Genomic DNA, 13,581 nt, shown 5'->3' on the forward strand with positions numbered 1-13,581 from the left:
CCCCCTTCCGCCGTCAGTCAGTGAAGATCGACTTCTTCTGGTTCTCGATGGACGAGGTCAGGCCGTCGATGTCCTTGGGGTTCTTGATGAACTGCTGGATCGCCGGGATCATCACGGTGGAGGCGAAGTCCGGCCGGGTGTCGCGGTCGAGGAACTGGGCGATCTCGGTGGCCGACCCGACCAGTTCGGCTGCCTTCTTCTGCAGCGCGGTGTAGCCGTTGACGTCCGCGCCGCTGTTGGCGACGAGGACGGCCGGGTCGTTCTTGAGGTTGATGTCCGCGGCCGCCTTGCCACCGAGGTACTCCAGCAGCTTGCGCGCGTTGTCCTCGCTCTTGGGCTTGCGGGCCATCATGTAGCCGTCGATCGGCGCGTCGAGGGCCTTGGCGCCGATGGCCGGGTCGATCTCGGGGAAGGTGAAGAAGTCGAGGTCGTCCTGCTCGTCGTTGCTGAACTGCTGGCCCACGAAGAGGCCGAGCAGGTACATGCCGCTCTTCTTCTGCTGCAACGACTGCGCGGCCTCCTGCCAGGTGCGACCGAGGCTGTCCGGCTGGTGCAGGGGGAGCAGGCCGGCCCAGGTGTCGAAGACCTTCTTGACCTTGTCGGAGGTCCAGGCCTCCTTGCCGGCCATCAGGTCGATGTGGAACTGGTAGCCGTTGATGCGTAGGTTGAGGATGTCGAAGGTGCCCATCGCCGGCCAGCCGTCCTTGTCGGCGAAGGCGATCGGGATGAGGCCGTCCTTCTTCATCTGCGCGCCGAGATCGGTGAACTCGGTGATGGTCTTCGGCACCTGGTAGCCGCGCTGCTGCCAGACCGACTTGCGGTAGAAGACGGCCCACGGGTAGTACGTCGCCGGGACGAAGTACTGCTTGCCGTCGTCGCCGGTCGATGCCTTCTTGAAGGCCTCCGAGTAGCCGGAGAGCTTGCCCCACACGTCACTGATGTCGCTGGCCAGGCCCTTCTGCGCGAAGAAGCGCATCCGGTAGCCGGCGAACCAGGTGAACACGTCGTCCGGCTTGCCCTGTAGGTAATTGTTGATGTTCTCCTGGAACGTGTTGTGGTCGACCGTGTTGATCGCGACCTGCACACCGGACGAGGTCTTGAAGCCGTCGGTGACCTTGACGACGACGTCCTTCGGCTTCGGGTCGGACTGGTTCGAGCCGAGCGACACGTCCTTGCTGGACCCGCCGGAGCCGGAGTCGTCGCCACAGCCGGCGAGCAGGCCGGTGCCGAGCAGCGCGCCCGTGCCGGCCGCGCCGGCCAGCAACGATCGTCGGTTGATGCCGGCGACTGAGGGCGGTACGAGCCGAGCCAGGTACTCGGCTTGGGATTGGGGACGGGACATCTGTGCCTCCTGCGGATGAGAAGGAGCTACGCCCAAGGGCCTCAGGGTGGTGAAGGCAGGTCCAGCGTCGTGATCACACATTGAGATCCACCGAGAATCCACATTGGCGAACACGAACGGCCATTGGGGCCTCAAGCTACCCTGCGGTCGGGCCCTGTCAAGAGGGCAGTTCGCCTCTGATAACCCAGTCGTGATCCGGCTGTTACCCGGTAAACGTTGGAAAGAAGCTCGATGTTGGAACCTGTTGACTTCGCTGGGCCAGCGGGTGCACCCTCAGCTGTCATGCGACGTTGGCAGGGTGACGGCATCTATTTCGGCGGCGACTACAACCCCGAGCAGTGGCCCGAGGAAACCTGGTCCGAGGACGTCGACCTGATGCGCCAGGCCGGGGTCAACCTGGTCTCCGTCGGCATCTTCTCCTGGGCGTTGCTGGAGCCCACCCCGGGGCGGTTCGAGTTCGGCTGGCTGGACCGGGTGCTGGATCTGCTGCACGACGGTGGCGTCCAGGTCGACCTGGCCACCGCCACGGCCAGCCCGCCGCCGTGGTTGGCCCGCGCGCACCCGGAGACGCTGCCCCGCCGGGCTGACGGCGCGATCCTCTGGCCGGGGGGACGGCAGGCGTACTGCCCCAGTTCACCGGTGTTCCGCGAGCGGTCGCTGGAGTTGGTGCGCGCGGTGGCCGGCCGGTACGCCGAGCATCCCGCCGTGGTCATGTGGCACGTCTCCAACGAACTGGGCTGCCACAACGTGCACTGCTACTGCGACGTCAGCGCCGAGGCGTTCCGCGGCTGGTTGTGCGAGCGCTACGGCGACCTGGACCGGCTCAACGACGCCTGGGGCACCGCGTTCTGGAGCCAGCGCTACGGCGACTGGGCCGAGATCAACCCGCCGCGTGTCGCGCCGACCTTCGCCAACCCGACGCAGCAACTGGACTTCCTGCGGTTCTCCTCCGACGAGCAGCGCGCCCAGCTGCGCGCCGAGCGGAAGGTGTTGCAGACGCTGGTCCGGCAGCCGATCACCACCAACTTCATGATCGGCCTCGGCATCAAACACATGGACTACCACTCCTGGGCGTCCGACGTGGACCTCGTCTCCAACGACCACTACCTGACCGCCGCCGACCCGCAGGCGCACCTCGGGCTGGCGCTCGCCGCCGATCACACCCGGGGCGTCGCCGGCGGCGACCCGTGGCTGCTGATGGAGCACTCCACCAGCGCGGTCAACTGGCAGCCCCGCAACGTTGCCAAGCTGCCCGGGCAGATGCGCCGCAACAGCCTCGCGCACGTCGCCCGCGGTGCCGACGGGGTGCTCTTCTTCCAGTGGCGCGCCTCCCGGGCCGGGGCGGAGAAGTTCCACTCCGCGCTGGTCCCGCACTCCGGGCCGGACACCAAGGTGTTCCGCGAGGTCTGCCAGCTCGGAGCGGACCTCAAGGCCCTCGCGGAGGTGCGCGGCAGCCGGGTGGACGCCGACGTGGCGATCCTGTTCGACTGGGAGGCGTGGTGGGGTGTCGAGCTGGATTCGCACCCCAGCGCCGACGTCACCTACGCCGACCGGCTGAACGCCCTCCACGGCTCGCTCTGGCGTGCCGGTGTCACGGCCGACATCGTCCACCCGTCGACCGACCTCAACGGCTACCGGCTGGTCCTGGTGCCGACCCTCTACCTGGTCCGGGACGCCGACGTCGCCGCGCTGCACCGCTTTGTCGAGGCCGGTGGCACGGCGGCGGTCACCTACTTCAGCGGCATCGTCGACGCCGACGACCACATCCGGCTGGGCGGCTACCCGGGCGCGTTCCGGGAGCTGCTCGGCGTCCGGACCGAGGAGTTCTTCCCGCTGCGTGAGGGTGAGCAGGTCCAGTTGGACGACGGCAGCACCGCCGACGTGTGGACCGAGTGGGTGCACCCGGACGGCGCCGACGTGCTCGCCTCGTACACCGATGGGCCCTTGCCGGGCGTGCCGGCGCTGACCCGGCACCGGGTGGGCGACGGCGCCGCCTGGTACGTCGGCACCCGGCTGGACGATCCGGCCACCGACCGGTTGGTGGCGCGGCTGCTCGCGGAGGCCGACGTCCGCCCGGCGGCGTCGGCACCCTCGGGCGTCGAGGTGGTCCGCCGCCGCGACGCCGACCGGACCTGGCTGTTCGCGATCAACCACACCGACACCGAGGTACGCCTACCGGCGCGCGGCGTCGAGCTGTTGACCGGGGGATACTGCGCCGGTGAGCTGGCACTGCCGGCCGGTGAGGTGGCGGTCGTCCGTGAGGACCGGGCCGATGCCTTCGCTGTGAAGGAGGTTCCCTGAGTTGCTCGCCCAACAACGGCAGACCGCCATCCTCGATCTGATCCGCCAACGCGGCGGGGTACGGGTGAGTCACCTGGTCAGTCGGTTCGGCGTCTCCGACATGACGATCCGACGCGACCTGGAGGTGTTGGCCGACCGGGGCCTGGTGGACAAGGTGCACGGCGGTGCGACCCTCGCCGGACCCGGCTCGGCCGAGGAACCCGGCTTCGCCGCGAAGTCGATCCGCCAGCAGGCGGAGAAGCGGGCCATCGCCGAGCGGGCGGCGACGATGGTGGAGCCGGGAATGGCCGTCGCGCTCTCCGCGGGCACCACCACCGCCGCGCTGGCCACGCTCCTCTCCGACGTACGCGGGTTGACAGTGGTGACGAACTCGATCCCGGTGGCCGACGCGCTCTACCAGAACCCGCGCGCCGACCAGACCGTCGTGCTGACAGGTGGCATCCGTACCCCGTCGGACGCGCTGACCGGGCCGGTGGCCGAGGCGGCGATCAGCGCGCTCAACGTCGACCTGCTCTTCCTCGGTGTGCACGGCCTCAGCCCACGAACCGGCTTCACCACACCCAACCTGCTGGAGGCCGGGGTCAACAGGTGTCTCATCGGTGCCGCGCGTCGACTCGTGGTGCTCGCCGACCACACCAAGTGGGAGACGATCGGCATCGCCACCATCGCCCCACTGGAGGCCGCCGACGTGCTGATCACCGACCGTGGGCTGCCCACAGAGGCACGCACCACGATCGGCGAACAGGTCGGCGAGTTGGTGATCGTGGAACCTGACTAGCGCGGAAGCTGAGTTGGGTGGCCGGTTCGTGGCCCGCCGACCAGAGCCGGGCGACTGTCGATCACTGCTATGTGACCCACGATCGGCTGGAGGCCATGCACAGCCGGTGCGTCGGCAACTGGACCCGCGGCGGCCGCGGGCGGCAGGGGCCGATCCGTCGCCGCGTGCCCTGCCCTGGGGGCTGCTCCCCGCCGGTCTCGTGGCGCTGCTGGCCGCGCTCGCCTGGTTGATCACCGCGACGGTCAGGGCGCCGCAGCGAGCACGGCTGGCCGTGCCCGTCTCCCCGTCGTCACCGCCCAGACTGTAGATCGATCTGTGAACCGTCGTCAGGCAGGCAGACGCCGACGTGGTCGGCCTGCCGCGCGCAGCGACGGCGACCGGGCATGAGTCGGTCGCAGAAGACCCAATGTCGTACGTGCTGCGCGTCCTCGGCCGAGACGGTGGTGCCGCCGAGGTCGACCTGCGGCGTGGAGGCCAGCGAACGGGCGAGCGTCCGCGCCAGGTCCAATGCCTCGGCCAGGTCGGTGACCGCCACCGGCAGGTGGATCACATGCCGAGCCTTCTGCGGGTGCGTCTCGACGGCGAACCGCGGCAACGGCGTGAAGAGCCCGCTGTACTGATGCTCCCAGCCCGGGCTCACGGCTGACCCCGCTCGGACCAGGCGCTCTGCCAGTCGCGCAGCGCCCGCTTCACCCGGGCGTTCTCCTCGCTGAGCCGAGCGACATCGTGGTGCAACGTCGCCAGGTCGAGTGCGACGCGGTGCAGGAACCGTCGTACCTCCCCGGGGTCCAGGCCTCGCCGGCCGAAACCGACGACGGTGAAGTGCCGGTCGCGGACCTGGCTCGGGTGCAGCCGAGCCAGCCGGGTGCTGCCGTGAAGCGTGCCGTCGTAGATCGACCCTCTGGTCATTCATCACCTCGCGCGTCGTCGACCAATGGGCGGGTCAGGGTCGCGAAGGGCCCTTTGCCGTGGTAGTTATTCGTTCAAGTCGGTTCGGAGCCGGGATTCGCACATCCCGACGCTCTAGTTGAGACCCGACGAGAGCCGGTATGCGGATGCCACTCGCGAGGCCGTCTCTCGTTACCTTCTCGGCTGTTGGCACAGCCGCGGTTGCCGTGTTTGCACCGGGCGTCCCCGGGGGCCGGTGATCACCCTCACCCGAAGGCCACATTTCCAGTGGCTCGGAGCTGGAGCAATGGTTCCTGCGTGGGCGTCGCCAACATATTTGAGAGGTGGATCATGCCGCACAAGCCGTTCATCCGAACCTTGCGTGCGCAGTGGCTGGGTCAGCGATTGCGGACCCTGCGGGAGGAGCGGGGGATGACGCTCAAGTTGGTCGCCGAGCATCTGCAACGAGACATGTCCGCGCTCGGTCGGTACGAACGCGCGGACTGGCCGATTCGCAAGGGTGATGTGATCGCGCTGCTGGATCTCTACGGGTTCCACCACGCAACAGAGCGGGCCCGCCTCCTGGCGCTTGCCGAGGAGGTGTGGCGCACCGACCGGTGGGACGAGGACTACGGCGACGTCGTGGACGCCTCCTTCATCGAATATGCCTGGTTGGAGGGTCGCGCGGAGCAGGTCTGCTGCTTCCACCTCACATTGGTTCCAGGGCTGCTTCAAACCCGCGAGTACGCCGAGGCCTTGATTCGTAACGCAGCAGAACCGGGAGTTACCGAAGGCACGATCAATCGCTGGGTGGAACTTCGGATGAGCCGTCAAGCGGTCCTGCGACGACGACGCCCACTCAGGATTTCGGCGGTGATCGACGAGGGTGCGCTGCGTCGGATGGTCGGTGGGCCGGAGGTACGGGGGCGACAACTACACCACCTGGCGCAGGCGCAGCGAATGAGCAACGTGGCAATCAGAGTCATGCCGTTCGACGTGGCACTGCATCAGGGGCTCGACGGCACGTTCTGGATATTCCGTCTGCCGGAGCCGTATCCTGCGGTGGCCTACGTGGAGTCTCTGGGAGGGCGGCTCTACCTGGAGTGGCCGAAGGCTGAGCGCTTTGTTCATGCCTATGGTCGTCTGCTGGACTCAGCGCTCACCGAGAGCGAATCAACGAAGTTGATCACGAGCATCGCGGAGGAAATGTCATGAACGAGAGCATTCCCGATGTCGCCTGGCACATCAGCAGCAAGAGTGACAGCAACGGTGGCAGCTGTGTCGAGGCCGGTCCGGTGCTGGACGGGTCTGGCCGGGTGGCGGTGCGCGACAGCAAGGATCGCGCGGCGGCAACCCTCGTCTACAGCGCCGACCGATGGACCGCGTTCGTCGCCGAGGTGAAGGACGGCGCGTTCGCCCGCACCCAACCCTGATCGACTCGGCTTCCTGCAAACCGGGGCAACCCGGTTGCCAGGACACCCCGCTTTCCAGCGGACATCGAGCGCCGCCAGCGGGACGCGCTTCACAGCCACCTCACAGGGGTGCCGGATAGGGTGCCGTTCGAGTCAACGTCCGACTCCAACCTGGAGCGGTCGGCGTCGCACAGGAGTTCCGATGGTCTTCAAGAAGATGTTGAGCGCGTTCGGTGTGGGCGGTCCCAGCGTGGACACCGTGCTGACCAACCCCAACACCCGGCCCGGCCTGACCCTCGACGGGCAGGTCAACCTCGTCGGCGGCGACGCTGAGGCAGCCATCGAGCAGGTGGTGATCGGCCTGGTCACCCGCGTCGAGGTCGAGGGACACGACACCGAGTACGCGGGCATCATGGAGTTCCACCGCATGGCGGTCAGCGGTGCGCTCCAGCTCGCCCCGAAGCAGCAGCTCTCGATCCCGTTCCAGCTGCCGGTGCCGTGGGAGACCCCGATCACCGACGTGTACGGCCAGCGCCTGCACGGCATGACGATGGGTCTGCGTACCGAGTTGGCGATCGCCCGCGCCGTGGACAAGAGCGACCTGGACCAGGTGGCGGTGCACCCGCTGCCGGTGCACGAGCGGATCCTGGAGGCGTTCCAGCGGCTCGGCTTCCGGTTCAAGCACGCCGACCTGGAGCGTGGCCACATTCGGGGCGTGCAGCAGACGCTGCCGTTCTACCAGGAGATCGAGTTCTTCGCCTCCCCGCAGTACGCGAGCACCATCAACGAGGTCGAGCTGACCTTCGTGACCAGCCAGCGCGGTGTGGAGGTCATCCTGGAGTGCGACAAGCGCGGTGGATTCCTCAGCGCCGGGCACGACGCGTTCGGCCGCTACCAGGTGGCGCACACCGACGCTGACCGGGTGGACTGGGCGCAGGTCGTCGACGGTTGGCTGCGCGAGACCACGTCCCGCTACGGCAGCCTGCGCTCGCAGTACGGCCCGAGCCACGGATACGGCCCGGGTCACGGTCACGGTCACGGCCGCGGCGGGATGGGCGTGGGTGGCGTGGTGGCCGGCGCCGCGCTCGGTGTCGCCGGCGGCATGATCGCCGGCGAGATGATGGAGGACGCGTTCGAGGGCGACTTCGGCGACTTCGGCGGCGACGAGTAACGAGTCCACGCACGACGACAGTGGCCTCCGGGAGAGTCTCCCGGAGGCCACTGTGAGCTAAGGCCGGTCAGTGCCGGGCCTTGCGCTCCTCGCTGCTGCGGTGGTTGCTGCCGGCCTTGGCCAGGCCTCGGCTACCGAGGTAGCCAAGCGTCAGCAGGGTGATCAGGAACCAGGCGTTGTCGGCCCGGAAGATGTCCACCCCAGCGGAGTTCTGCCCGACGACCTGCGACGCGCCCAGTACGGCGGCCACCGCGATCAGGTAGATCCAGAACTCGGTGGTCTTGAACGCCTGCTTTGTCTCCGTACCGGGTGCCTGCATGTCGTTCCGGTGCCCGTCCCGCATGACCGGCATCTGCTGGGTCTGCATGTCCCGCATCTGAGCGGGGTTCTGCGGGTCGTTCATGGGCCGGTTCATCGGCCGGGTGGAAGCAGCCTGCGTGCTCATCTGGTCCTCCTCAGGATGCGATGAGTCGTACCTGCATTCCCTCGCCCCGCTACCGCGTTTCGGCCACGGCACGGTTCGCTTTCGTGGCGGGGACAACCCCCGACTACCCGAGGCCCCGGAGCAGGTAACACCGATCGCCGGCCGGAAAAACCCGGCCGGCGATCGCCTGGTCGGCAGGTCAGCGCAGGCCGTTGCGCATCGCCACGCTCACCAGAAGGCCCGGGTCGTCGGTGATGATGCCGTCGACGCCCAGGTCGATGACCCGCTGCATCACGGTGGCGTCATCGACGGTGTACGGGATCACCTTCAGCTTGTCGCGCGTCTGAAGGGTCCGGACGTCCGGTCCGTGGAAGTATGCCGGGTTCTCCCGCAGGTACCAGTCGGCCGAGGCGACAGTGCCCTGCTTCGGGTCGTGCACCTGCCAGTTGGCGGAGACCGTGCCAGCGCCCGCGGCCCGGGTCAGCTTGCCGAGGTCCTGGTACTTCCACCAGTCCAGCCCACCGGTCCAGGGGCTCTTCACCGACGGGTTGCCGTAGACCGCCTCCAGCGAGCACTCGTCGGCGAGGGTCGCGCACTCGGCCGGGCCGTACTGCCAGACCAGGGCGACAGTGCCGATCCGCCGGTCGAGCTGCCGGGCGTACGTGATGGTGCGCCAGTCGAACGACTGGATGGTGGCCCGGCTGGTGACGCCGGCCCGCTGGATCGCGTCGACGAGCTTGCGGGTGAAGCTGCGGTACGGCTCGGTGTCGTTCACCACCGGGCTGATCTTCGTCTCGATGTTCATGCCAATGTCGGTGCGGCCACTCGCCTTCACCAGGGCGAATACCTCGTCGAGGGTCGGGATCCGGGCACCGGGAGCGGGCATCTGGGCGGGCAGTTCGGGCAGCGTCTTCGTGCCGCAGTCCACTGTTTTGAGCTGTGCCAGGGTCAACTCGTGCACCGGCTTGCCCACGTACGGGAACTTCGGGTCACCGCGGCGCACCGGCTTGGTGTCGACGCAGTGCGACCCGTTGACGGTGCGGTCGTGCAGCACCACGAGCTTGCCGTCGGCCGTCACGTTGGTGTCCAGCTCCAGCGTGGAGATGGCCCGGTTGGACAGCGCGTTCGCGAACGCCGGCAGGGTGTTCTCCGACCGGGTGGCCCGACCGCCCCGGTGCGCCTGGATGTCGAACGGCGCGGCGTACGCCTTCGGCAGCCGGTAACCGCGCTGGGCCAGCACGCCCCGCAACCGGTCCGGGTAGTCGGTGATGAGACCGTCCACACCGTCGTCGATCAGCTTGGTCATGGTCGGCACGTCGTCGACCGTCCACGGGATCACCTTGATCCCGTAGCGGTGCGCCTGGGCGACCATCTCCTTCGTGACGTACGGCTTGTAGCCCGGGTCGGTGACAGTGCCGTTCTGCGGCATGCCGTGCACGGGCGAGAAAGCGCTGGCGCCGAAGCTGCGGATCGCCGTGATCGGGTCGCCGCCGAAGTCGTCGATGTCCAACCCGCCCAGCCACGGCGACGCACCCGGCTGACCGGTCTGGAGGAAGTCGTAGTTGGTCAGCGCGACCAGCGGCAGCTTCGGCTCGACCTGACGCATGCGCATCAGCGCGCCCCAGTCGAAGCTCTGAATGGTGACCTGCTTGAGCAGCCCGGCGGCGCGGATCTCGCCCGCGGTGACCCGGACGAACTGTTCGCGGGGGGCGGTCTCGGTCGGCGCGCCGGCCTCGACCTTGGTCTCGACGTTGAGCGTCACGTCCTTGGCCCGGTAGCGGTTGACCAGCGCGAAGACCTCACGCAGCAGCGGCATCCGGGCACCGGGGACGGCGACCTGACCGGGCTTGTCCGACAGCGTCTTCGACCCGCAGTCGAGCGAACGCACCTGGGCCAGGCTGAGCGTGTTGATGTACTTCCCGACGTACGGGAACTCCGGGTCGCCGGGCGTCACCGGAGCGGTGTCGACGCACTTGGTGCCGGTGACCTTCCGGTCGTGGGTGACCACGGCCTGACCGTCCTCGGTGATCTGCACGTCCAGTTCGAGGGTGCTCACCCCGAGCTGGAGGGCGTTGCCGAAGGAGGCGAGGGTGTTCTCCACCCGCAGCCCGAGGCCGCCCCGGTGGGCCTGCACGTCGAATGTCCGGTCCGGTCGTGGCTTCGCCTGAGCGGGCACCGCGAGCCCGGTCGTCACCGTCGCGGCCACCAGCGCAGCGACGGCGGTACGGTGTACTGTGCGCACGCTGTCATCCCCTCCTGCCGGCGGGCATCTCCCACCGGTCGCGGGACAGCATGGACATCTCGGGCTGCGGGCAGGCGGCCAGCGGACGGCGTGACGGTGAACCGCCGTGGACGACCTCCCGGTCACGCCGGGTTTGGTCGGCCGATGGTCGGGCACGCAGTCAGTTCCACAGCTTCTGCGAGGTGATGGACGTGCGTGAGGACGACATGCGGCAGGACGCCGCCCGCGAGGCCGAGGATCGGATCGCCGGCGGTGTGTACGGCAAGGGCGCCCTCGACGAGGTGACGGTGCCCCGCACCGATGTGGAGAGTCAGATCCAGCGCGATGACCCGTTCGACCCGGCGAAGGAACGGATCGACCCACAGGTGCTGCGCGACGGTGGCCCCGTCGGTGGGCAGGGCGCGGTGACCACCACCGGTGGCACTGCCGGGCCGGCGAGCGTACGGCGGGTGGCCCGGCAACCGGAGCGACACCCGGGCACTGTCGCACCGACCACCACCGGCGATGCCACGACCGGCGGCCTGAGCACCCCGATGGGCGGCGGCACCAGCGACCAGTCAACCTCGGCGACCGCCCCAGCAAAGTCCATCAAGGACAAATCAACCGACTAACCCCACCGACCCACCGCCCCCCTTGGCGGCGTGATCATGAGGTTGACGTGGCTGTGGAAGATCACAGTCCACGTCAACCTCATGATCGACTCAGCGGGTTGGGGCGGGGGTTGGGGTTGGGCGGAGGACTCCTAGGCGTTGGGTGGCGCGGGTCAGGGCCACGTAGAGGTCGCTGCGTCCGCGGGGGGACTCGGCCACCATCCGGTCCGGGTCGACCACCAGCACCGAGTCGAACTCCAACCCCTTGGCCTGGGCGACTGTCAACACCACCACCCGGCTCTCCAGCTCCGGATGCTCGCCGACGGCAGCCTCCGGCAGGGCGGCGGTCACCGCCGCACCCAACTCACCCACCAGGCCGGCCGGCACGAGCACCCCGAGCCGCCCCTCGCTGAACCCGGCCGCCTCCCGGGTGGCCTCGGCGACCAACTCCGCCGCCAACCGACCGTCGGGGACCGCCCGGTCCCACGGCGGTACGCCGCTCTCCCGCACCGAGCGCGGCGGACGCAGTGCCGGGTCGATCTCGGCCAGTACGTCGGCGGCGACCGCCATGATCTCGGCCGGAGTGCGGTAGCTGACCGTCAGCTCGGTGAGCCGCCACCGCTGCTCGACGTACGGGGCGAGGGCGTCCGCCCACGATGGCGTGCCGCTCAGCGCGCCGGTCTGTGCCACATCGCCGACGATCGTCATCGACCGGCTCGGGCAGCGGCGCATCAGCAGCCGCCAGGCCATCGGCGAGAGCTCCTGCGCCTCGTCCACGATCACGTGGCCGAACGCCCAGGTGCGGTCGGCGGCGGCGCGCTGCGCGGTGGTCAGCCGGTCGGCCTCCTCCTGCCGCTCCAACAGTCGATCCGCGTCGATCAGGTCGGTCACGCCGAGGATCTCACCGCCCTCGGCCTCGTCCTCGACGTCGATCGAGCGGGAACCCTTGGCGATCTCGAGCACGCCCTCGGCGTACTCCCGTTCCATCATCCGGATGCGGTCCCGCCGGGCGGCGGCGGCGCGTTCGTCCTCGCCGAGCAGTTCGGCGGCCTCGTCCAGCAGCGGGACATCGGCCGGCGTCCAGCTACCGCGCTCGCGGCGCAGCAGCGCCCGCTCGTCCTCGCCGAGCATCGGCGCGGCGGCGGCGATCCGGTCCCGGTCGGCGTACAGGTCGGCGAGCAGTTGCTGCGGGGTGAGCACCGGCCACAGCCGGTCCAGGGCGGCCTGGATCTCCGTCTCCTCGCGCAGCTCGCGCCGGATCTCGGCGCGGTCGGCCTCGTCGAGGAGGTTGTCCCCGCCGAGCGGGTCGGCGCCGATCCGCTCGGCCACCTGGTCGGCGAGCGCGTGCACGATCTCCACGTCGAACAGCGCGCGGGCCAGGTTGTGCGGTCGGTCGACGCGGCGGACCCGATCCCGGGCCGCGCGAACGATCTCCGGGTCGAGGGTCAGCGTCTCCCGCTCGACCTCGATTTCCAGCGGCTCGTCCGGCACCCACTGCCGATCCCGTACGGCCAGCGCCAACACCTCGGCCAGCACCGCCCGGCCCTTGAGCGCAGCGGTCTCGGCCGGCTCGGTCCGTTGGGCGCTCACCCCGGGAAAGAGATCACCCTGGGTACGCAGCAGCACGCCGGTCTCGGCCAGCGTCGGCAGCACCTGGGAGATGTAGCGCAGGAAGGTCGCGTTCGGGCCGACCAGCAGCACGCCACGGCTGGAGAGTTCCCGCCGGTGCGTGTAGAGCAGGTACGCCGCCCGGTGCAGCGCGACAGCGGTCTTGCCGGTGCCGGGGCCGCCCTGGACCACCATCACGCCCGGAAGTTCCGCGCGGATGACCTCGTCCTGCTCGGCCTGGATGGTCTCGACGATGTCGCGCATCCGGCCGGTACGGCCCGCGTTGAGCGCGGCGAGCAGCGACGCCTCACCGGTCAGCTCCTCGTGGGCGCCGGGGGAGGCGGTGTCGATGTCGAGCACCTCGTCGTTGAGCCCGGTCACCTTGCGCTGCCGGGTACGCAGGTGCCGGCGACGGCGTACGCCCTGCGGGTTCGCGGCGGTGGCGAGGTAGAACGGCCGGGCGGCGGGTGCCCGCCAGTCCATCAGCAGCGGATCGTAGTCACCACTGGTGTCGAAGATGCCGATCCGGCCGATGTAGCGGCGGGAGTCGTCGTCGCCGTCGAGACGGCCGAAGCAGAGCCCGTTCTCCACGGCGGAGAACTGTTCGACCTGATCGGCGTACATCGCTACCGAGCTGTCGCGCTGCGAGCGGTCCTGGAGGGTGCCGCCGGTGTTGTGCAGCTCGGCGGTGAGCCGGTGGGCGGCCTGCTGACGCAGTTGGTCCAGCCGGTTGTAGAGCATCGAGACGTACTCCTGCTCGCGACCGATCTCGTCGTCGAGCGGCAATTCGCCGGAACCGCCGGAGTGCCTTGACAAGCCGTCTCC

12 protein-coding genes are annotated in these 13,581 nt (G+C 69.1%); 6 read left to right on the forward strand and 6 right to left on the reverse strand.

What is annotated here, in order from left to right; all coding sequences use genetic code 11:
* Nucleotides 1-13 precede the first annotated feature (13 nt).
* The gene (locus ACLQ3F_RS02740; RefSeq protein WP_357201524.1) at nucleotides 14-1,342 is read right to left on the reverse strand and encodes an ABC transporter substrate-binding protein; all 1,329 of its coding nucleotides are present in this window, start codon (nucleotides 1,340-1,342) and stop codon (nucleotides 14-16) included.
* Between the two features lie 282 nt (nucleotides 1,343-1,624).
* Between ACLQ3F_RS02740 and ACLQ3F_RS02745 the strand changes: the two genes are divergently transcribed.
* Both ACLQ3F_RS02745 and ACLQ3F_RS02750 read left to right on the forward strand, forming a co-directional pair.
* Nucleotides 1,625-3,643, forward strand: a complete 2,019-nt coding sequence (locus ACLQ3F_RS02745) for a beta-galactosidase (RefSeq protein ID WP_425845645.1) — start codon at nucleotides 1,625-1,627, stop codon at nucleotides 3,641-3,643.
* 1 nt (nucleotide 3,644) lies between these two features.
* Complete coding sequence (locus tag ACLQ3F_RS02750) at nucleotides 3,645-4,421, forward strand: DeoR/GlpR family DNA-binding transcription regulator (protein WP_425845648.1); 777 nt, start codon at nucleotides 3,645-3,647, stop codon at nucleotides 4,419-4,421.
* A 289-nt stretch (nucleotides 4,422-4,710) separates the two neighbouring features.
* Here ACLQ3F_RS02750 and ACLQ3F_RS02755 read toward each other — a convergent pair whose 3' ends face one another.
* Nucleotides 4,711-4,971, reverse strand: coding sequence for a hypothetical protein (locus tag ACLQ3F_RS02755; protein WP_425846180.1), 261 nt, complete (start codon nucleotides 4,969-4,971; stop codon nucleotides 4,711-4,713).
* 86 nt (nucleotides 4,972-5,057) lie between these two features.
* On the reverse strand, nucleotides 5,058-5,330 hold the full coding sequence (locus ACLQ3F_RS02760) for a DivIVA domain-containing protein (protein WP_425845650.1): 273 nt from the start codon (nucleotides 5,328-5,330) through the stop codon (nucleotides 5,058-5,060).
* Nucleotides 5,331-5,660: 330 nt separating this feature from the next.
* On the opposite strand from ACLQ3F_RS02760, the gene ACLQ3F_RS02765 reads away from it, so the two are divergent.
* The 3 genes from ACLQ3F_RS02765 to ACLQ3F_RS02775 all read left to right on the forward strand — a co-directional run bounded on the left by ACLQ3F_RS02765 (nucleotide 5,661) and on the right by ACLQ3F_RS02775 (nucleotide 7,892).
* Nucleotides 5,661-6,524 carry a helix-turn-helix domain-containing protein gene (locus ACLQ3F_RS02765; RefSeq protein ID WP_425846183.1) on the forward strand — a complete coding sequence of 288 codons (864 nt, stop codon included), beginning with the start codon at nucleotides 5,661-5,663 and terminating at the stop codon, nucleotides 6,522-6,524.
* Entirely contained in the window at nucleotides 6,521-6,742 is a 222-nt protein-coding gene (locus ACLQ3F_RS02770) for a DUF397 domain-containing protein (protein WP_355007027.1), read from the forward strand. The genes ACLQ3F_RS02765 and ACLQ3F_RS02770 overlap by 4 nt, the downstream gene beginning before the upstream one ends.
* Before the next feature lie 181 nt (nucleotides 6,743-6,923).
* On the forward strand, nucleotides 6,924-7,892 hold the full coding sequence (locus tag ACLQ3F_RS02775) for a sporulation protein (RefSeq protein ID WP_425845652.1): 969 nt from the start codon (nucleotides 6,924-6,926) through the stop codon (nucleotides 7,890-7,892).
* 67 nt (nucleotides 7,893-7,959) lie between these two features.
* Here the strand turns inward: ACLQ3F_RS02775 and ACLQ3F_RS02780 are convergent, their stop codons facing one another.
* Nucleotides 7,960-8,337, reverse strand: coding sequence for a hypothetical protein (locus ACLQ3F_RS02780; RefSeq protein WP_357231521.1), 378 nt, complete (start codon nucleotides 8,335-8,337; stop codon nucleotides 7,960-7,962).
* A gap of 178 nt (nucleotides 8,338-8,515) precedes the next feature.
* Nucleotides 8,516-10,558: a glycerophosphodiester phosphodiesterase family protein gene (locus ACLQ3F_RS02785; RefSeq protein WP_425845655.1), complete on the reverse strand. Its 2,043-nt coding sequence runs from the start codon at nucleotides 10,556-10,558 to the stop codon at nucleotides 8,516-8,518.
* A 191-nt stretch (nucleotides 10,559-10,749) separates the two neighbouring features.
* On the opposite strand from ACLQ3F_RS02785, the gene ACLQ3F_RS02790 reads away from it, so the two are divergent.
* Nucleotides 10,750-11,169: a hypothetical protein gene (locus ACLQ3F_RS02790; protein WP_425845657.1), complete on the forward strand. Its 420-nt coding sequence runs from the start codon at nucleotides 10,750-10,752 to the stop codon at nucleotides 11,167-11,169.
* A gap of 90 nt (nucleotides 11,170-11,259) precedes the next feature.
* On the opposite strand, the gene ACLQ3F_RS02795 is transcribed toward ACLQ3F_RS02790, so the two are convergent.
* Nucleotides 11,260-13,572 carry a HelD family protein gene (locus ACLQ3F_RS02795; protein ID WP_425845660.1) on the reverse strand — a complete coding sequence of 771 codons (2,313 nt, stop codon included), beginning with the start codon at nucleotides 13,570-13,572 and terminating at the stop codon, nucleotides 11,260-11,262.
* Nucleotides 13,573-13,581 lie beyond the last annotated feature (9 nt).

This window comes from Micromonospora sp. DT15 (assembly GCF_049841475.1).
Taxonomy (GTDB): domain Bacteria; phylum Actinomycetota; class Actinomycetes; order Mycobacteriales; family Micromonosporaceae; genus Micromonospora.

Coding starts and splice junctions, on each gene's coding strand:
- ACLQ3F_RS02775 (WP_425845652.1), top strand. CDS start 6,924: ATGGTCTTCAAGAAGATGTTGAGCGCGTTCGGTGTGGGCGGTCCCAGC.
- ACLQ3F_RS02780 (WP_357231521.1), bottom strand. CDS start 8,337: ATGAGCACGCAGGCTGCTTCCACCCGGCCGATGAACCGGCCCATGAAC.
- ACLQ3F_RS02770 (WP_355007027.1), top strand. CDS start 6,521: ATGAACGAGAGCATTCCCGATGTCGCCTGGCACATCAGCAGCAAGAGT.
- ACLQ3F_RS02740 (WP_357201524.1), bottom strand. CDS start 1,342: ATGTCCCGTCCCCAATCCCAAGCCGAGTACCTGGCTCGGCTCGTACCG.
- ACLQ3F_RS02745 (WP_425845645.1), top strand. CDS start 1,625: ATGCGACGTTGGCAGGGTGACGGCATCTATTTCGGCGGCGACTACAAC.
- ACLQ3F_RS02765 (WP_425846183.1), top strand. CDS start 5,661: ATGCCGCACAAGCCGTTCATCCGAACCTTGCGTGCGCAGTGGCTGGGT.
- ACLQ3F_RS02760 (WP_425845650.1), bottom strand. CDS start 5,330: ATGACCAGAGGGTCGATCTACGACGGCACGCTTCACGGCAGCACCCGG.